Consider the following 18,313-nt stretch of genomic DNA (forward strand, 5'->3'; position numbering starts at 1 on the left):
TGAAACGAGAGAATCGAGATGATTGACAACATCAGCTGGCTGGCCATCTATCCGGAGATCCTTCTCCTGGTCATGGCCTGCGTGATCGCCCTGGTGGACCTGGGCGTCAAAAGCCCGCGCCGCACGGGCACCTATGTTCTGACGCTGCTGACCCTGGGCGTGGTGGCCGTGCTGCAAGGCATGTACGCCTCCAGTGGCAACACCTTCTATGGCTGGGGCAACATGGTGGTCTCCGACGCCATGGGCAACTGGCTCAAGTGCTTCGCCACCGTGGCCATGATGGTCACCCTGGTCTACGGCCGCCCCTACGCCGCCGACCGCGACATGCTTCGCGGCGGCGAGCTGTTCACGCTGGCCATGCTCGCGCTGCTGGGCATGTTCATCATGATCTCGGGCAACAACTTCCTGGTCATCTACCTGGGCCTGGAGCTGCTGACGCTGTCCAGCTACGCCCTGGTGGCCCTGCGCCGCGACCACACGGCGTCGGTCGAGGCCGCGATGAAGTACTTCGTGCTCGGCGCCATGGCCAGCGGCTTCCTGCTGTATGGCATGTCCATGCTCTACGGTGCGACCGGCTCGCTGGACATCGGCCAAGTCTTCAAGGCCATCAACTCGGGCGAGATCAAGCACCAGGTGCTGGTGTTCGGTCTGGTCTTCGTGGTCTCCGGCCTGGCCTTCAAGCTGGGCGTGGTTCCCTTCCACATGTGGGTTCCCGACGTCTACCAGGGCGCTCCCACGGCCATCACCACCATGATCGGTGGCGCGCCCAAGCTGGCCGCCTTCGCCATCGTCATCCGCCTGCTGGTGGACGGCCTGCTGCCGCTGGCCATCGACTGGCAGCAGATGCTGGCGGTGCTTGCCATCGCCTCGCTGCTGGTCGGCAACCTGGCCGGCCTGCAGCAGACCAACCTCAAGCGCATGCTGGCCTACTCGACCATCTCGCAGATGGGCTTCGTGCTGCTGGGCCTGATGTCGGGTGTGGTGGATGGCAAGGTCGATCCGGCCACCATCGAGAACGCCTACAGCTCGGCCATGTTCTACGTGGTGACCTACGTGCTGACCACGCTGGCCGCCTTCGGCGTGATCCAGCTGCTGGCCCGCGAAGGTTTCGAGAGCGAAGAGGTCGCCGACTTTGCCGGCCTCAACCAGCGCAGCCCGCTGTATGCCGGCGTGATGGCGATCTGCCTGTTCTCCATGGCCGGTATCCCCCCCCTGGTGGGCTTCTACGCCAAGCTGTCGGTGCTGCAGGCGCTCGTGGCATCGGGCCACAGCCTGTACATCGCGCTGGCCGTGTTTGCCGTGGTCATGTCGCTGATCGGCGCCTTCTACTATCTGCGCGTCGTCAAGGTCATGTACTTTGACGAACCCATCACCGCCACCAGCGTTTCCGCTTCGCTGGACGTGCGCGTGGTGCTGACCCTCAACGGCGCCCTGGTGCTGGGGCTGGGCCTTCTGCCGGGTGGCCTGATGGCCCTGTGCGCCGACGCCGTCGTGCGCGCCCTGGCTTCCTGATCCACTTTCCCGATGCGGGGCCCTGCACGCAGGGCTCCGCGGTGAGGACATCGGCTTGTCGCAAACCGCTTCGATCTGGCTCGTGATATTGGCTGCCCTTGTGGCAGCCAATTTGCCTTTCTTCAACGCCCGCTGGCTGCAGCTGGGGCCGCTGCGCGCCCAGCGCAAGCCGCTGGCCATGTGCCTGCTGGAGATGGTGCTGCTGTACTTCATCGTCGGCGGCGTGGCGCTGCTGCTGGAGCGCCGTGTGGGGCAGATCGCGCCCCAGGGCTGGGAGTTCTATGCCGTCACGGGAGCGTTGTTCCTGACGCTGGCCTTCCCCGGTTTCGTCTATCGTTTCCTGATTCACCGCCGCGGCTGAAGCTGCGGTGCCGGTTGTCTCATGGGTGGGGGTGCGTGATGAAAGTGCTCGACCTGCATTGCCCGCACGGCCATCTGTTCGAGGGCTGGTTCGCCTCGGAAGATGATTTCCAGGGCCAGCTGCAACGCCAGCTGGTGCTGTGCCCCGTCTGCGGCCACAGCGACATCACCAAGCGACTGAGCGCCCCCCGCATCAATCTTGGCGCCAAGCCAGCAGCCACGCCCCCGGCTGCGGCGGCTGAGCCTGCTGCAGCCGCCTCGGCTGCCAGTGCGGCAGCCGTTCCCTCACCGTCCATGCCGCCCCAGGCGCGCGAGCAGCTGCAGGCCATGCAGGCCGCCTGGCTGAAATGGTCGCGCCAGGTGGCGCAGCAGACCGAGGACGTGGGCGAGCGCTTCGCCGATGAAGCCCGCCGCATGCACTACGGCGAGACGGACGAGCGCGCCATCCGCGGCAAGGCCAGCCCCGAGCAGGCCATGCAATTGCTGGATGAAGGCATTGCCGTCCTTCCATTGGCCTTGCCCGAAGGCAGCAAGGAAACGCTGCAGTAAGTGGCGACTGGCACGTGCTGTCTTGGCGACGACAATTGCTCCCATTGCAATGGATCGGCAATTTCCAGGCCAGGCCTTTGCTTGTTGCTATTGATTGAGTAGCGCTCCAGCTGACTTTGTCGTCCTTCAATTGAAGAGACGACAAACTCAAGCATATCCGCGGCTTTTCGCATAGTGACTGAGCAGGCCACAGGGAGATTGCCGACCTGGGTGTTTCCCGTAAGGCAGCGGACATTGGCCGCTGCCCTGTAAGTCGCAAAAAAGGGTAGTTTGCTATCGCTTTGGAAGCGCTCTGGCCTTCCGTGCGGGCCGCGCCGGGCCGAGATGCTGGAGAACCCTAGGCCCTGCCTGCCACCGCGGCACCTTACAGCCCCGTCTGTGCTTGATTATTTCAAGTGTGAGTGGTTGCTTCTGTCGTTTGCGAAGGCCAGGCTTGATGCGCCATGGTGCAGTGCGGGGCAGGGCCTGTGCTTAGGAGCACCTACGTAGGCGTTTTCCCGCTGCGGTGCACAACGTCGGCAAGCCTACGATGCGTCCGACCCTGCACAACGCCCGCCAGAGCCTCTGGCGACGCGTTGGGGGCTGGCAGCATCAACGGAGCAGGCGAAGCGCACATGAGCGACGTTATTCTCGAAACCCGGAACCTGACCAAAGAGTTCAAGGGATTTACGGCGGTGAGCAAGGTGGACCTTTCGGTGCGCCGTGGCTCCATCCATGCCTTGATCGGCCCCAATGGCGCAGGCAAGACCACCTGCTTCAATCTGCTGACCAAGTTCCTGGAGCCCACCTCCGGCACCATCCGTTTCAATGGCGAGGACATCACGCGGGAAGCACCGGCGCAGATTGCGCGCCGTGGCGTGATCCGGTCCTTCCAGATCTCGGCCGTGTTCCCGCATTGCACGCTGCTGGAGAACGTGCGCATCGGCCTGCAGCGCAAGCTGGGCACCGAGTTCCATTTCTGGCGCAGCGAGAAGAGCCTGTCGCAGCTCGATGACCGCGCCATGCAGTTGCTGGCCGAAGTTGGCCTGCAGGATCTGGCCGACGAGGTCACGGTCAACCTGCCCTATGGCCGCAAGCGCGCGCTGGAGATTGCCACCACGCTGGCCATGGAGCCCGAGCTGATGCTGCTGGACGAACCCACGCAGGGCATGGGCCACGAAGACGTGGACCGCGTGACCCAGCTGATCAAGAAGGTCTCGGCCGGCCGCACGATTCTCATGGTGGAGCACAACATGAAGGTGATCTCCACCATTGCCGACCGCATCACGGTGCTGCAGCGCGGCGCCGTGCTGGCCGAGGGGCCGTACGAGGAAGTTTCGCGCAACCCGCAAGTGATGGAAGCGTATATGGGCACCACCGACGGCCAGTTGCAGGGAGCGCATTGAGATGACTGCACCGGCATTGGAAATCAAGGGCCTGCAGGCCTGGTACGGCGAATCCCATGTGCTGCACGGCATGGACCTGGTGGTCCAGCCCGGCGAGGTGGTCACGCTGCTGGGGCGCAACGGCGCGGGCCGCACGTCCACGCTGCGCGCCATCATGGGTCTGACGGGCGCGCGCAAGGGCTCCATCCGGATCAACGGCGTGGAGGCCATCCACCTGCCCACGCACCGCATTGCCCACCTGGGCGTGGGCTACTGCCCTGAAGAGCGCGGCATCTTCTCCAGCCTCTCGTGCGAGGAGAACCTGATGCTGCCGCCGCCGCTCAAGACCGGCCAGCCGGGCATGAGCGTGGATGAGATCTACGCCATGTTCCCCAACCTGGCCGAGCGCCGCCACAGCCAGGGCACGCGCCTGTCGGGTGGCGAGCAGCAGATGCTGGCGGTGGCGCGCATCCTGCGCACGGGCGCGCGGCTGTTGCTGCTCGACGAAATCTCGGAAGGCCTGGCACCCGTCATCGTGCAGGCGCTGGCCCGCATGATCACCATGCTGCGCACCAAGGGCTACACCGTGGTCATGGTGGAGCAGAACTTCCACTTCGCGGCGCCGCTGGCCGACCGCTTCTACGTGGTCGAGCACGGCCATGTGGTCGAGCGTTTCGGCGCGTCCGAACTGCAGGCCAAGATGCCCGTGCTCAACGAGCTGCTCGGAGTCTGACCCGGATATCCATCGTGGCCGGCGCCTGGGGCTCGCCGGCTGCATTCCTGCCATGGCCCTGTGACAAAAACCCAAGACATCAACGCGAAGGAGACACCAATGAAAGCAAAACTGACCGCACTGTCGTGCATGCTGGCTGCGGCCGGCCTGGCCAGCCCGCTTGCCATGGCACAGGAGAAGGTGAAGATCGGCTTCGTGACCGACATGTCCAGCCTGTATGCGGATGTGGAAGGCAAGAACGCCGTCACCGCCATGCAGATGGCCATCGATGACTTCGGCGGCAAGGTGCTGGGCCAGCCCATCGAGCTGCTGAGCGCCGACCACCAGAACAAGGCCGACATCGCCGCCTCCAAGGTGCGCGAGTGGGTGGACACGCAAGGTATCTCGCTGGTGTTCAGCGGCACCAACTCCGGCACGGCCCTGGCGGTGTCGCAGGTGGCCAATGAGAAAAAGCGCGTGCACTTCAACAGCGGCGCGGGTTCCTCGGCACTGACCAACGAGCAGTGCAACGCCTACACCGTTCACTACGCCTATGACACCGTGGCCCTGGCCAAGGGCACGGGTACGGCCGTGGTCGAGCGCGGCGGCAAGGACTGGTTCTTCCTGACGGCCGACTACGCCTTCGGCCACGCGCTGGAGAACGACACCACGGCCGTGATCAAGGCCAAGGGCGGCAAGGTGGTGGGCGGCGTCAAGCACCCGCTCAATGCCTCGGACTTCTCGTCCTTCCTGCTGCAGGCGCAGGCCTCCAAGGCCCAGATCCTGGGCCTGGCCAACGCCGGTGGCGACACCATCAACGCCATCAAGGCCGCCAAGGAATTCGGCATCAACAAGAGCATGAAGACCGTGGGCCTGCTGGTGTTCCTGACCGACATCCACAGCCTGGGCCTGAAGAACACCGAAGGCATGCAGTTCACCACCAGCTGGTACTGGGACCAAAACGATGCCACGCGCAAGTTCGGCGAGCGCTTCTTCGCCAAGACCAAGCGCATGCCCACCTCCATCCAGGCTGCCGACTACTCGGCCGTGACCAGCTACCTCAAGGCCGTGCAGGCCGTGAAGTCCACGGATGCCGACAAGGTCATGGCCTACCTCAAGAGCACGCCCATCGACGACTTCTACGGCAAGGGCTCGATCCGTCCCGATGGCACCTTCGCCCACGACATGTACCTGGTCGAGGTCAAGAAGCCCGCCGAGTCCAAGAAGCCCTGGGACTACCTGAAGGTCGTGGCCACGCTGCCCGCCGACCAGGTCTGGACCACCAAGGCCGAGACCAAGTGCGCGCTGTGGAAGTAACGCTGCGCCGCCACTGACCCCCAACCGCCACCCGGCCAACCACGACAGCTGCATCCCATGGAAATCTTTGGTGTTTCCCTGCCAGGCCTGATGAGCCAGCTCCTTCTGGGGCTGGTCAACGGCTCGTTCTACGCCATCCTCAGCCTGGGGCTGGCGGTGATCTTCGGCCTGCTCAACGTGATCAACTTCGCCCACGGCGCGTTGTTCATGCTGGGCGCCATGGTCACCTGGATGGCCATGAGCTACTTCAACATCAACTACTGGGTGATGCTGGTGCTGTCGCCGTTGCTGGTGGGCCTGCTGGGCGTGCTGATCGAGCGCTTTTTATTGCGCTGGATCTACAAGCTCGACCACCTCTACGGCCTGTTGCTGACCCTGGGCCTGTCGCTGCTGATCGAGGGCCTGTTCCGCTCGGTCTACGGCGTCTCGGGCCTGGGCTACGACACGCCCGAGCTGCTGGAAGGCGCGACCAACCTGGGCTTCATGATCCTGCCCAACTACCGCGCCTGGGTGGTGCTGGCCTCCATCGTGGTCTGCGTGGCCACCTGGTTCATGATCGAGAAGACGCGCATCGGCGCCTACCTGCGGGCGGGCACCGAGAACCCGCGCCTGGTCGAGGCCTTCGGCGTCAACGTGCCCGTGATGATCACGCTGACCTATGCCTTCGGCGCGGCGCTGGCGGCGTTTGCCGGCGTGCTGGCGGCGCCCGTCTACCAGGTCACGCCGCTGATGGGGCAGAACCTCATCATCGTGGTCTTCGCCGTGGTGGTGATCGGAGGCATGGGCTCCATCATGGGCTCCATCCTCACCGGCCTGGGCCTGGGCGTGATCGAGGGCCTGACCAAGGTCTTCTGGCCCGAGGCTTCGTCCACCGTGGTGTTCTTCATCATGGTCATCGTTTTGCTCATCCGCCCCGCCGGCCTGTTCGGCAAAGAGAAATAACAAGAACGAGGACAAGGGGCCGACCACATGAAATCCAAGACTCTCGTTCAACGCATCGCCCCCTGGGGCTATGGCCTGCTGCTGCTGGGCCTGCTGGCGGCGCCCATGCTGGGTGCCTACCCGGTGTTCGTGATGAAGCTCATGTGCTTCGCACTGTTCGCCTCGGCCTTCAACCTGCTGCTGGGCTACACGGGCCTGCTGTCCTTCGGCCACGCGGCCTTCCTGGGCGGTGCGGCCTATGTGACGGGCTACGCCATCAAGGGCTGGGGCTTCACGCCCGAGCTGGCCATGCTGGCCGGCACGGCCGGGGGCGCGCTGCTGGGGCTGATCTTCGGCTGGCTGGCCATCCGCCGCCAGGGCATTTATTTCTCGATGATCACGCTGGCGCTGGCCCAGATGCTGTTCTTCGTGTGCCTGCAGGCGCCCTTCACGGGCGGCGAGGACGGACTGCAGGGCGTACCGCGCGGCAAGCTGTTCGGCCTCATCGACCTGACCAGCGACCTGACCATGTACTACGTCACGCTGGTCATCGTGGTCCTGGCCTTCCTGCTGATCGTGCGCACCATCCACTCGCCCTTCGGCCAGGTGCTCAAGGCCATCAAGGAGAACGAGCCGCGCGCGACCTCGCTGGGCTATGACGTGGCGCGCTTCAAGCTGCTGGCCTTCGTGATCTCGGCCGCGCTCACGGGCCTGGCCGGTTCGCTCAAGACCGTGGTGCTGGGCTTTGCCACGCTGTCGGATGTGCACTGGACCACCTCCGGCCACGTGATCCTGATGACGCTGATGGGCGGCCTGGGCACGCTGTCCGGCCCCATCCTGGGCTCGGCCGTGGTGGTCATGCTGGAGAACAAGATCGGCGAGTTCGGCAGCTTCCTGCAGCGCCTCACGGGCGTGGAGTGGTTCTCCACGCTGGGCGAGTCGGTGACCATCGTCACCGGCCTGATCTTCGTGGTCTGCGTGCTGCTGTTCCGCAAGGGCATCATGGGCGAGCTGATCGCCTGGCTGCAGAAAAAGCGTACTCCTTGAGATCCTGAAGACCGCACCGAGCGGCGCGAAGGGCAGGCCACCAGGACCGCATCTGATCCTGGTGGCCTGCCCTTATCCGTTGTCGGGTTCCTGCATCCATGCCGGCAGGTCCCGCTGGCCGTGCAGCACACGCCATACATCGACGTGATGGGCGTGCTCCACATAGAACACCATGTACGGGTAGCGCGTCAGCGGCCAGGCGCGCAGACCGGGCAGATGGAGTTCATGGGCATAGCGCAGCGAGCCTGTGGCGGGGTGGCGGCCTATGTGTGCGTAGGCCTTCTCCAGCGCGTCGATGAAGCCCAGGGCTGCGTTTGCTGCCTCCTCGCCCAGGTACCAGGCAAGTATCTCTTCGACGTCCCGGTTGGCCTGCTCGCGGGGGACGATGGCCTTGGCCTTCACCTCCTGGCCTTCGCCCGCTCACGCAGTCCATCGAAATAGCCCGCATCCACCGCGGCAGCCGGCGCCGAACCCGCTCCAGCCAACAGCAGGTTGCGCAGTTGCAGGCGCTCCTGATCCCTGCGGATCAGCTCGCGGACATACTCGCTGCTTGTGCCGTAGCCACGCTGGCTGACCTGCTCATCCACAAAGGACTTGAGGGTGTCAGGCAGGGAAATGTTCATGGTGCTCATGGCGCCAGTGTGGGTCGCTTGGCAAAAATTGGCAAGATTCCCATTCAGCCACTGCAGTTTGAAGAGGTTTTCATAGCTGCAGCGGCCGGGCGTAGCCCGTCATCTCCAGATATCCCTGACCGGCTCGCGCCTCCTGGCCCGGGCCGGTGGGCTTTTGGAGGCTGCACAGGCCCTCCCAGTAGATGGCGCCGGTGGAGGCGCTGCTGTCCAGCTCCTGGTCATCGACCAGGGCGTTCACGGTGAAGCGGCCAGCGGGCGTGTCCACCTGCCATTGCACGGGGTAGCGCGCGCCGCTGGCGGGGCTGCTCCAGTGGCGCAGCGGTGTGAACCGCACGGCATCGTGGGCGAAGACCTGTACCTTGCCATCGGCGCCGCGCAGCGAGCCTCCGGCCCACAGCGCGCTGCCATCGCCCCGGCGCACTCGGAAGGCCGTGAGTGCACCGCCGTCGAACAGGTTCATGCCTATCCAGTCCCAGCCCACGGCCTCGGGGTGCATCAGGGCCTGGCTCCATTCATGGTCCAGCCAGGCGCGGTTGTCACCGGGTTCGCGCGCGGCTTCGATCTCCATGCGCTGGCCTGCCAGCTCCAGCGTGCCGCTCACCTGCAGTTGCGGGCGGCTGTAGTAGTAGCTTGCCTGCTCGGGCTCCGGCCCCTTGCGAGAGAGGCCGGCACGGCCCTGCAGCAGCGGGTGCTCGCGGGTCTCGAAGCGCAGGTCCAGTGCGAATGCGGTGCTGCGTATGCGGGTGGTGTAGCGTTCGGCCTCGCCGTTACCGGTGCCTTCATCGGTGCGCTGCAGCGACCAGTCCTGCAGCCGCACGTCGGCATCGGTCTCGCTGGCCTGGGCAATGCCAAAGCCTGCGCGCGCGATGCGCTGGTCGTGGTGCAGGCGGGCGCCCTGCACATCGCACAGCGCCGCATGGGCAAACAGCAGCTGGCGCGCCGCGAAGGCAGAGCGCAGCTCCTGCGTGGCCTGTACGCGCGATCGGAAGAAGGTGATCTGGAAACCCCAGGCCCGGCCTGCCGCGCGTGCCTGGCCGGTGATGTACCACCACTCGGTGCGCAGCCCGGGATGGCTGCCATGGTCGCGCGGGAAGACCAGCGTGCGTGGCGGCAGTGCCTGGGCGGGCAGTCCTGCCGCCCCCAGGCCCAGGCCTGCAGCCAGGCCCAGCAGATGGCGGCGGGGCAGGGGCATCATGGATCAGCTTTGCAACTGCGCGATGCGCGCCTGGGCCGGCCCGCAGTCGCCGATGCGCTGCATCACCCAGTCCGCATCATGGTAGGTGGGCAGGTAGCGCTCGCCCGCATCGCACAGCAGCGAGAGGATGGAGCCCTGCTCGCCGCGCTGGCGCATCTCGCTGGCCAGCCTGAGCATGGCCACGTAGTTGGTGCCCGTGGAAGGCCCCACGCGCCGGCCCAGCAATGCGGACAGGCTGCGCATGGCGGCCAGGGAATCGCAGTCCGCCACCTCCTCCATGCGGTCCACCAGGGTGCGCACAAAGCTGGGCTCCACGCGCGGGCGGCCTATGCCTTCGATGCGCGAGCCCGGCGCGGTGAGGGTGGAATCGCCCGTGCGGTGGTAGGCGGCGAACACCGAGCCCTCGGGGTCGGCCACGCAGATGCCCGTGGCATGGCGCTGGAAACGCACGTAGCGGCCAATGGTGGCGCTGGTGCCGCCCGTGCCCGCGCCCACCACGATCCAGCGCGGCACGGCATGGCGCTCGCGCCGCATCTGGGTGAACATGCTCTCCGCAATATTGTTGTTGCCACGCCAGTCGGTGGCGCGCTCGGCATAGGTGAACTGGTCCATGTAGTGGCCGCCGGTCTGCGCGGCCACGGCGCGTGCCTCGTCGTAGACCTGGCCTGCGCTGTCCACGAGATGGCAGCGACCGCCGTAGAACTCGATCAGCGCAATCTTCTCGGCCGAGGTGCTGCGCGGCATCACGGCCACGAAAGGCAGGCCCAGCAGGCGCGCGAAATACGCCTCGCTCACGGCCGTGGAGCCGCTCGATGCCTCGACGATGGTCGAGCCCTCATGCACCCAGCCATTGCACAGCGCATAGAGAAACAGCGAGCGCGCCAGCCGGTGCTTGAGGCTGCCCGTGGGGTGGGTGGATTCGTCCTTGAGGTAGAGGTCGATCCCCAGGCCGGCAAAGCCGGGCAGGGGCAGCGGGATCAGGTGCGTGTCGGCACTGCGCTGGTAATCGGCCTCGATGCGGTTGATGGCCTCGTGCAGCCAGGAAGAGGTGGTGTGCGGCATGGCGGCCATTGTCGCAGGCTGCCCTGCCCACGCGGCTACAGGCCGTAGAACGGGCGGTTGGCCTCGATGCGTGTCTGCTCGCTGGCGGGGTAGCGGCGTTCGGCCAGCAACTGCTGCAGCGCGGCGCGGCCCAGGTCGCGCAGCGGGGTGTAGAAGGCGCTGACAGCCAGCTCGTCCAGCGCGCGCCAGGCGTAGACCTGGGCGTCGATGAACAGGATGTCCTCGGCCGGGCGCGGCAGCGCGGCGGCCTGGCGCGCATAGAGGCAGGCCAGGGCGAACTCGGACCGCTCGCGGTGGTAGCGCGCCAGCTCGCACAGGGGCTCGGCCCGCTGTGGTCGCGCGGCATAGGCGGTGAGATAGGCCTCGCGCACGGCGGCCGGTTCGGCGCCCGAGCGCTCCAGCAGCACGCCGATCTGGAACAGAGCAAACCACTGCTCCTCGGCCCAGCCGCCCATGGCGGCGCGCTGCCGGTACCAATGCAGGCTGGACTCGATCTGGCCCGCGTCGCGGTGGCTTTGCGCCAGATAGAACACGTTGCGCGTGTTGCCGGGCTGCTCGCGCACGGCCTTCTCGAGCACGGCGATGTCGCGCAGGTAGGTCTGCGGATCACGCGCCCGCGCACCATCGTGCGAGACATCGATGAACGGCCCGGCCAGCATCTGCCAGGGCTGGTGCGCAGGCGCGGTCAGGTACTCGTGCAGCACGCCTTCCCAGCGCCAGTCCACGCGCGTGGAGATCAGCGCATTGCGCTGGTATTCGGTGCCCGCCATGTGGCAGGACAGCATGCAGCCGTCCGCCTCCAGCGCCGGCCATGCAAAGCCTTCGGGCACGCGCAGCTGCTCGTCGGCATCGATGAACAGCAGGTAGTCGCCGTGCGGCCGCGCCAGCTCCAGCGCCTCGTTGCGGTTGTGGGCGAAGTCCACCCAGGGCCGCTCATGCAGGATGCCGGGCACGCCGGCCATGCAATCACGCACCAGGGCCTGCGTGCCATCGCTGGAGCCCGTGTCCACGATCACCCAATGGTCCACCCACGGCTTGACCGAGGCCAGGCAACGCGCGATCACCGGGGCCTCGTTCTTGACGATCATGTTCAGGCAGATGCGGGCAGCAGAGCCTGGGCGTTTGCGCGGCGTGGAACCAGGCATGGTGTGGCTTTGCGCGAGCCTATTGGCACGTCACGGCAGTGCCCACGTCGGCGGCCTGCGCTGCTGTGCTGAACATGCCTGCACTGGGGCACAGGGTCCGGATGCGACGGGAGTGGATGCAGCAGGTGCGACGATCCAGGGTTCCTGTGATGCTTGGATGCATACCGATTCAGGGCGCCGAAAACTGCAGCGGCGCAGTGATGCTTGCCGGCAGACCCGCGTTGCTGAGAAGCGTCTCGACGAGAGGGAACACTGCCTGGTTGGAAGTACTTACTGTGCAGTCGCCCGAAAGAATGTCCTCGGTGGATGTCACGTCAATGCCCAGGCTGGTCTGGCTTTGCGACAGCACCACGCCGTTGGCATTGGCACCGCTCAAGCTATAGGTCTTGTTGTTGACCTTGGCATAGACCAGCGTCTTGGCAAAGCGAGGGATGCCCTCCACCGACCCTCCTGACGCCATGTAGGGCGTGCCCGTGCAGTCGGGCGTGAGAAAGAACAGGTTGTTGTCGTTCTGGATACGGCCGTCGAAGCGCATTCTTAAGAAATGACGGGTCGAGGTAAGCACGCCGACGGTGCTGTAGTTGGCCGTGTTCATGTCGATCAACGTTCCCAATATGGCGCCGCTGTTGTCCCTGAGGGTGACGCCCCCCCCGCCTGCGGGGCCGGTGGGTCCAGTGGGCCCTGCATCGCCCGTGGCGCCCGTGACACCCTGTATGCCCTGGATGCCTTGTGGGCCCATGGGCCCGATCTCCCCGGTCCCCGTGGCGCCGGTCGGTCCCATCGTGCCCTGAATGCCCTGCGGACCCGTGGGGCCGGCCGCTCCCGTGATGCCCGCGCCCGTGGGTCCTGTTGCTCCGGTGACACCGGTGGCACCTGTGGGTCCGGTCGGGCCGGCTGCGCCCGTGGCGCCTGCAGGACCGATGGCACCTGTCGAACCTGTGGCCCCCGTGGCGCCTGTCGCTCCCGTGGCACCTCCACCCACGCCCGCCGCGCAATGCGTGAGCTGGCCCGAGACGCCATCAAAACACAGCAGCTGGTTGCTGGTGGCCGTATCGGCCGGCAAGGCCGGCACCAGTACCTCGCCGGTACGCTGCACGCGCAGGCGCTCGGCGCCCACGGAGTTCTTGATCACGAAATCGCCATTGGCTGGCAGGGTGATGGAGACATCGGCCGCGAGTGCTGCGGAGGTGTGCAGGCCTGCGCCCGCAAACATCGCAAGCAGCAGGGCCGGGACAGGGCGACGGTTCTGGTGCATGTCCGCTCCTCAGATCCGTGTGTTGCGGCGCTGGCGGTGCAGGGCCATGCCGCCCAGCAACAGGCTCATCAGCATCAGCCCGTAGTTGCTGAGCGTGGGAATGCTGGCCGGAGCCGTCACCACAGGCGCTCCGATCTGCACATTGCCAGGCACCACGCTGCCGCTGCTGTTGACCAGGGTCGCCGACGGCCCCATGGTCACCACGGCGGTGCCAGGGCCGGAAGAGGTCAGTACCACCGGCCTGCCAGGAGAGCCCAGGGTAAGGGTGCCCAGCACCGTGAGGTTGGTGCCTGCCGGCAGAACGATGGTGGGAGGCGTTGCGCTGGTGCTGATCAGCGTGAGGTCCTTCACGATGATGTTGCCGCTCAGTTGCAGGGTGGAGCCGGCTGCGCACGAGTCCGACAGCACCACGCTGCTGGTGCCCAGGTTCAACGGCACGGTGCTGGTGAGATCGCCGCTGACGTTGAGCTGGCCCCCGGCGCCGGTGACCGTCGCGCCGGTGTCGAAGCTGAAGGACCCCGTGTCGAACGTCCCTGTGCCCAGTGTCAACTCGCCCTGCATGAGGACCGCCGTGCACGGCAGCTGGAACGAGCCGCCGGCCAGATCGATGCTGCCTCCCGCCGGAACGACCATCTGTCCCCACGCCGAGCCGCACAGCGCCGTGCCCAGGGCCAGCGACGCAGCCCAACGTTTTCCGAAACCTGCCATGAGTCCGATCTCCCGCGTACAGACGGCAATGCGCCTGTCTGATTTTTGTAGAGGCAGGCACCCCCGTGGATAGGGCGCAGCACTGCCGAAGTCGGGCAAATGATCAGATAGAAAATGATTCTCTTGTAAGAAAAATTAACAATTGATTATGCGTTTTCATTTTTAGCAGGCTATCGGTTTACGCGGAGGGATGGGGTTTACCAATCCTCCTTGACCGCCAGCACTGCCTCGCGCCCTGCAGCCGCACGCCCGGCCAGCCAGGCCGTCAGCGTGCCTGCTGCGATCACGCTGGCAGCCAGCGCCAAAAGGCGGGGCCACGGCAGGGACAGCTCCATGGTCCAGTGAAAGCTTTGCGGATTCACCACGTGCACCAGGATCACGGCCACGCCCAGGCCCAGCAGGCTGCCGGCGATGGCGCCTGCCGTGGTCCAGGCCATGCCTTCGCCAGCCACCACGGCCAGGATGTCGCGCCGCGTCAGGCCCAGGTGGGCGAGCAGCCCGAATTCCTTGCGCCGTGCCAGCACCTGGGCGCTGAAGCTGGCCGCGATGCCGAACAGGCCGATGCCGATGGCCACGGCCTGCAGCCAGTAGGTCACGGCAAAGCTGCGGTCGAAGATGCGCATGGAGCGCTCGCGCAGCGCGCCGCTGCTGGCGAACTCCAGGGCCTGCGCGGCGCCCGGCCCGGTCAGCAGGGACTGGATGCGCGCCTGAAGCTGTTGCGCCGTGGCCGTGTCGTCGCCGTCCGGCCAGATGGCGATTTCGGTGGGGCCTGCCGTGGTGGCGCTGCCGTCGGCAAGCCGTTGGTAGTCGTCCCAGTCCATGGCGATGGCGCCGAACTGGCGCACATAGTCGCGCCAGATGCCGGCCACAAACACGCGGGAATCTTCCGACGGCAGGGCCTGGGCCAGCAGCGGCCACTCCTGGCCCGGCCGCACGCCATAGAGTTGGGCCACGGCTTCACTGACATAGACGGGCGTGCTGCCAGCGGGCGCTTGCACGGGGCCTTGTATCCACGGCAACTGCTGGCCCTGGGGGCCATGCAGCGGACGCAGCAGCAGGCTGACGGCAGGGCGATCCGGGCTGAGCCACAGGCTGGTGCTGCGCATGGGCTGGGCGCGCTGCACGCCAGGCAGGGCGGCAATGCGCGCGGCCAGATCGGCAGGCAGGGGCGCGGCATCGGCACGGCCTGCGCTGCCGGCCGTGCGCAGGTACAGCGGGGCGGGCAGCACGGCGTCCAGCCAAGCGATCATGCTGTCCCTGAAGCTGGCCACCATCACGGTCAGCGCCACGGCCAGGCTCAGGCTGGCCACCACGCCGCCCACGGCCACGGTGGTGCTGCGGCGCATGCGCCGTGCGCGCTCCACGGGCAGGAGGGCCAACGGCTGGCGCAGCAGCGATTGCGGCACCAGGCGCAACAGCTGGCCCAGCAGCCAGGGCAGGGCGGCCATGCCGCCCAGAAGCAGCAGGGCCACGGCGGCATAGGCGGCCAGGGGAATGCCGGCCACGGGCGGCACAAAGGCCAGGGCCACGCTGGCTGCCATCAGCAGCAGGGCCGGCAGGCCGCGCGCCGCGCGTTCGGAGCCCGCGCCCTGGCCCTTGAGCGTGGCGGCGGGCGGCAACTCCATCGCCTGGCGCGCCGGCCACCAGCCGCCAGCCACGGTGGCGGCCACACCCAGCAGGCCAAAGGTCAGCGCGGCGCCGGCGCTCCACTGCAGTGCAGGCTGCACGCCGGCAAAGTAGCCGCCGCCCAGGTCACCGCCCAGCAGGTGCAGGGCCAGCCAGGCCAGGCCCGCGCCCAGCGCAATGCCGGCCGCGCTGCCCACAATGCCCAGCAGCAGCGATTCCAGCAGCACCAGGCCCAGGCGCTGGCGCGGCGTCAGTCCCAGCACGGCCAGCAGGGCGAACTGCGGCGCGCGCTGGGCCACGCTGAGCGCCAGCACCGAGAACACCAGGAACGCCCCCGTGAACAGCGCCACCAGGGCCAGCACCGTGAGGTTGACGCGGTAGGCGCGCGACATCTCGGCAATTCGCTGCTGGTCGTCGCCGGGGCGGCTGGCCAGGGCCTGGGCGGGCCAGTCGGGCAGGCGGCGCAGCTCGGCCAGCAGGGACTCGCGCGTGGCGCCTTCGGCCAGCAGCACATCGATGCGGTCCACCTGGCCCCAGCGCTGCAGGCTGTCCTGCAGCGCGCCGATGTCCATCACGGCCAGCGGCGGGCCGGATGCGGCCACCGTGCCCGCGATGCGCAGGGTCTGCGCGCGCCCGCCCAGTTGCCATGGCAGGGGCGTGTGCCGCGCCTGCTCCGGCGTCAGGCCCAGGGCTTCGAGTGCCGTTGCATTGAGGAAGACCGCATCGGGCGCGAACAGGTCCAGCCGCCCGCCGCCATCGAACAGCCGGGGCATGAGCGCAGGCGCCACGGGCGCCAGCCGCAGCGCATCGCCGCCCAGCACGCGCAACTGCACCGGCGTGGCGGTGCCGGCCAGGGCCGTGGCTTCGATCCAGGGTGCGGCCAGGCTGACCTGGGGCTGCTGCGCAACGCGGCCATACAGCGATTCGGGCAGGCCGCCCTGCATGGCACGCAGCTCCAGGTCCGGCTGGCCGCTGACCGTGCGCACGGCGCGCGAGAACTCATCGAGCGCGGACTGGTTGATCACATGCACGGCAAAGCCCAGCGCCACGCCCAGCATGATGGCCAGCAGGGCGGTGGCCGTGCGCCAGGGATGCTGGCGCAGCTCCTGCCAGGAAAAGGTGCGAAGCAGGGCGAGCATGGGCGGGCAATCTTTGGCGCTAGGCGGGCTGCATGCCCTGTGCGGTCAGGCGCAGCACGCGATCGGCACGGCGAGCGGCCTCGATGGAGTGCGTGACCAGCACCAGGGCGGCCTGGTGTTCCCGGGTCTGCTGCAGCAGCAGTTCCATGACCTGTGCGGCCGTGCCGGGGTCCAGGTTGCCGGTGGGCTCGTCGGCCAGCAGCAGGGCCGGTTCGTGGACCAGGGCGCGTGCAATGGCCACGCGCTGCAGCTGGCCGCCGCTGAGCTGCCAGGGCAGGCGCTGCTCCAGCCCCTGCAGCCCGACGGCCTGCAGCAGTTGCTGCACGCGCTGGCGGCCCGCCGCATCCAGCCGCTGCAGCAGCATCAGCGGCAGGGCCACGTTGTGCCAGACATCCAGATGGGGCAGTACATGGAAGGCCTGGAACACGAAGCCCACATGGCTGCGCCGCCACAGCGCGCGGCCGGTTTCATCCAGGGCCGACAGGTCCTGGCCTTCGTGCAGCACGCGGCCCTGCTGCCACTCATCGAGCCCGGCCAGGCAGTTGAGAAAGGTGGACTTGCCCACGCCCGAGTCACCCACGATGGCCACGAACTCGCCGCGCGCCACGCTGCAGTCCACGTTCTCGAAGACGGCGGTTTCCGTGCCGCCGTCGTTGCGGTAGCGCCGTGCCAGGCCCTGGACCTGAAGCAGCGGCGGCTGAGTCAGTGGCGTGTTGTCCCGGGGCGCGGCAGTCATGAAGGCGGTTTCCTGTTCAGCCGTTGCGGGCCTGGGTTGATGCGGCCACCACGGCCATCGCTGCCTGCAGCAGTTGCTGCTGGGCATCGGGCGCATCGCAGGCAATGGCATGGCGGGCGGGCATGCTGCGCAGCCAGGTGATCTGGCGCTTGGCCAGCTGGCGCGTGGCGGCAATGCCGCGTTCGCGCAGCGAGTTCATGGAGTACAGGCCGTCCAGCGATTCCCAGGCCTGGCGGTAGCCCACGCAGCGGATGGAGGGCAGGTCCAGGTGCAGGTCGCCGCGCGCGCGCAGCTGCAGCACCTCGTCGATGAAGCCGGCGTCCAGCATGGCGTCGAAGCGCTGGGCGATGCGCGCATGCAGCCAGGCGCGGTCCTGCGGCTCCAGCGAGAAGAAACCGCCGGGGCTGATCAGGCCCTGTGCCGCATCCTTGCCCGCCCGCGTATGAAAGCTGGACAGCGGCTTGCCCGACACATGCCAGACCTCCAGCGCGCGCTGTATGCGCTGGCTGTCGGCCGGCGCCAGGCGTGCTGCCGTGGCGGGATCGACCTGGGCCAGCAGCGCATGCATGGCGGGCCAGCCGATCTGCGCGGCCTGGGCGTCCAGCCGCTCGCGCACGGCGGGGTCGGCGGCCGGCATGTCGTCAATGCCATCCTGCAGGGCCTTGAAATACAGCATGGTGCCGCCCACCAGCAGCGGCAGGGCGCCGCGCGCGCGGATCTCGGCCACCAGGCGCTGCGTGTCCTGCACGAACTCGGCCGCGCTGTAGGCCTGCAGCGGGTCGCGGATATCGATCAGGTGATGGGGGCAGGCAGCCAGTTCTTCGGGCGTGGGCTTGGCCGTGCCGATGTCCATGCCGCGATAGACCAGGGCCGAGTCCACGCTGATGATTTCTGCGGCCTGGCCGCGTTCGGCCAGCAGCCTGGCCAGGGCCAAGGCGGCAGCGGTCTTGCCGGAAGCGGTGGGGCCGGCGATGGCCAGGCAGGGGAGCGGGGAAGCGTTGGACATTCGAGAAACGGGAACGCAGGAAAGTGG

Annotated in this window: 18 protein-coding genes; 8 read left to right on the top strand and 10 right to left on the bottom strand. The window is 67.3% G+C overall.

What is annotated here, in order from left to right; translation table 11 throughout:
- The first annotated feature begins 18 nt into the window (after window positions 1-18).
- From nuoN to DA1_RS01815, 8 genes are all read left to right on the top strand, one after another.
- The gene (nuoN, locus tag DA1_RS01780) at window positions 19-1,512 is read left to right on the top strand and encodes an NADH-quinone oxidoreductase subunit NuoN (protein WP_012206966.1); all 1,494 of its coding nucleotides are present in this window, start codon (window positions 19-21) and stop codon (window positions 1,510-1,512) included.
- A gap of 55 nt (window positions 1,513-1,567) precedes the next feature.
- Complete coding sequence (locus DA1_RS01785; RefSeq protein WP_012206965.1) at window positions 1,568-1,873, top strand: DUF2818 family protein; 306 nt, start codon at window positions 1,568-1,570, stop codon at window positions 1,871-1,873.
- A 38-nt stretch (window positions 1,874-1,911) separates the two neighbouring features.
- A complete protein-coding gene (locus tag DA1_RS01790) occupies window positions 1,912-2,421 on the top strand; it encodes a DUF1178 family protein (protein ID WP_034396569.1) in 510 nt (169 codons plus the stop codon).
- Window positions 2,422-3,035: 614 nt separating this feature from the next.
- Window positions 3,036-3,806: an ABC transporter ATP-binding protein gene (locus DA1_RS01795; protein WP_012206963.1), complete on the top strand. Its 771-nt coding sequence runs from the start codon at window positions 3,036-3,038 to the stop codon at window positions 3,804-3,806.
- Window position 3,807: 1 nt separating this feature from the next.
- Window positions 3,808-4,518, top strand: a complete 711-nt coding sequence (locus DA1_RS01800) for an ABC transporter ATP-binding protein (protein ID WP_012206962.1) — start codon at window positions 3,808-3,810, stop codon at window positions 4,516-4,518.
- 99 nt (window positions 4,519-4,617) lie between these two features.
- Window positions 4,618-5,814, top strand: a complete 1,197-nt coding sequence (locus DA1_RS01805) for an ABC transporter substrate-binding protein (protein ID WP_012206961.1) — start codon at window positions 4,618-4,620, stop codon at window positions 5,812-5,814.
- A gap of 57 nt (window positions 5,815-5,871) precedes the next feature.
- Entirely contained in the window at window positions 5,872-6,756 is an 885-nt protein-coding gene (locus DA1_RS01810; protein WP_012206960.1) for a branched-chain amino acid ABC transporter permease, read from the top strand.
- Window positions 6,757-6,783: 27 nt separating this feature from the next.
- Window positions 6,784-7,782 (top strand): branched-chain amino acid ABC transporter permease, encoded by a 999-nt coding sequence (locus DA1_RS01815; RefSeq protein ID WP_012206959.1) that lies wholly within the window; start codon window positions 6,784-6,786, stop codon window positions 7,780-7,782.
- Window positions 7,783-7,854: 72 nt separating this feature from the next.
- Here the strand turns inward: DA1_RS01815 and DA1_RS01820 are convergent, their stop codons facing one another.
- The 10 genes from DA1_RS01820 to miaA form a co-directional block, all read right to left on the bottom strand.
- Complete coding sequence (locus tag DA1_RS01820; protein ID WP_012206958.1) at window positions 7,855-8,184, bottom strand: type II toxin-antitoxin system RelE/ParE family toxin; 330 nt, start codon at window positions 8,182-8,184, stop codon at window positions 7,855-7,857.
- Window positions 8,181-8,414 (bottom strand): type II toxin-antitoxin system ParD family antitoxin, encoded by a 234-nt coding sequence (locus tag DA1_RS01825; RefSeq protein WP_012206957.1) that lies wholly within the window; start codon window positions 8,412-8,414, stop codon window positions 8,181-8,183. Before DA1_RS01825 ends, DA1_RS01820 begins: the two co-directional genes overlap by 4 nt.
- A 70-nt stretch (window positions 8,415-8,484) precedes the next feature.
- Complete coding sequence (locus DA1_RS01830; protein ID WP_034396565.1) at window positions 8,485-9,609, bottom strand: lipocalin-like domain-containing protein; 1,125 nt, start codon at window positions 9,607-9,609, stop codon at window positions 8,485-8,487.
- A gap of 3 nt (window positions 9,610-9,612) precedes the next feature.
- The gene (locus DA1_RS01835) at window positions 9,613-10,680 is read right to left on the bottom strand and encodes a PLP-dependent cysteine synthase family protein (RefSeq protein WP_034396563.1); all 1,068 of its coding nucleotides are present in this window, start codon (window positions 10,678-10,680) and stop codon (window positions 9,613-9,615) included.
- Window positions 10,681-10,706: 26 nt separating this feature from the next.
- Window positions 10,707-11,816: a glycosyltransferase gene (locus tag DA1_RS01840; RefSeq protein WP_051940948.1), complete on the bottom strand. Its 1,110-nt coding sequence runs from the start codon at window positions 11,814-11,816 to the stop codon at window positions 10,707-10,709.
- A gap of 169 nt (window positions 11,817-11,985) precedes the next feature.
- The gene (locus DA1_RS31465) at window positions 11,986-13,071 is read right to left on the bottom strand and encodes a collagen-like protein (protein WP_197485527.1); all 1,086 of its coding nucleotides are present in this window, start codon (window positions 13,069-13,071) and stop codon (window positions 11,986-11,988) included.
- Between the two features lie 9 nt (window positions 13,072-13,080).
- Window positions 13,081-13,779 (bottom strand): IPTL-CTERM sorting domain-containing protein, encoded by a 699-nt coding sequence (locus DA1_RS01850; protein ID WP_034396540.1) that lies wholly within the window; start codon window positions 13,777-13,779, stop codon window positions 13,081-13,083.
- Between the two features lie 197 nt (window positions 13,780-13,976).
- Window positions 13,977-16,544 (bottom strand): FtsX-like permease family protein, encoded by a 2,568-nt coding sequence (locus DA1_RS01855; protein ID WP_034396537.1) that lies wholly within the window; start codon window positions 16,542-16,544, stop codon window positions 13,977-13,979.
- Between the two features lie 19 nt (window positions 16,545-16,563).
- Entirely contained in the window at window positions 16,564-17,280 is a 717-nt protein-coding gene (locus DA1_RS01860; protein ID WP_034396534.1) for an ABC transporter ATP-binding protein, read from the bottom strand.
- Between the two features lie 16 nt (window positions 17,281-17,296).
- A complete protein-coding gene (gene miaA, locus DA1_RS01865) occupies window positions 17,297-18,286 on the bottom strand; it encodes a tRNA (adenosine(37)-N6)-dimethylallyltransferase MiaA (RefSeq protein ID WP_034396531.1) in 990 nt (329 codons plus the stop codon).
- Between the last annotated feature and the right edge of the window lie 27 nt (window positions 18,287-18,313).

This window comes from Delftia acidovorans NBRC 14950 (genome assembly GCF_001598795.1).
Taxonomy (GTDB): domain Bacteria; phylum Pseudomonadota; class Gammaproteobacteria; order Burkholderiales; family Burkholderiaceae_C; genus Comamonas; species Comamonas acidovorans.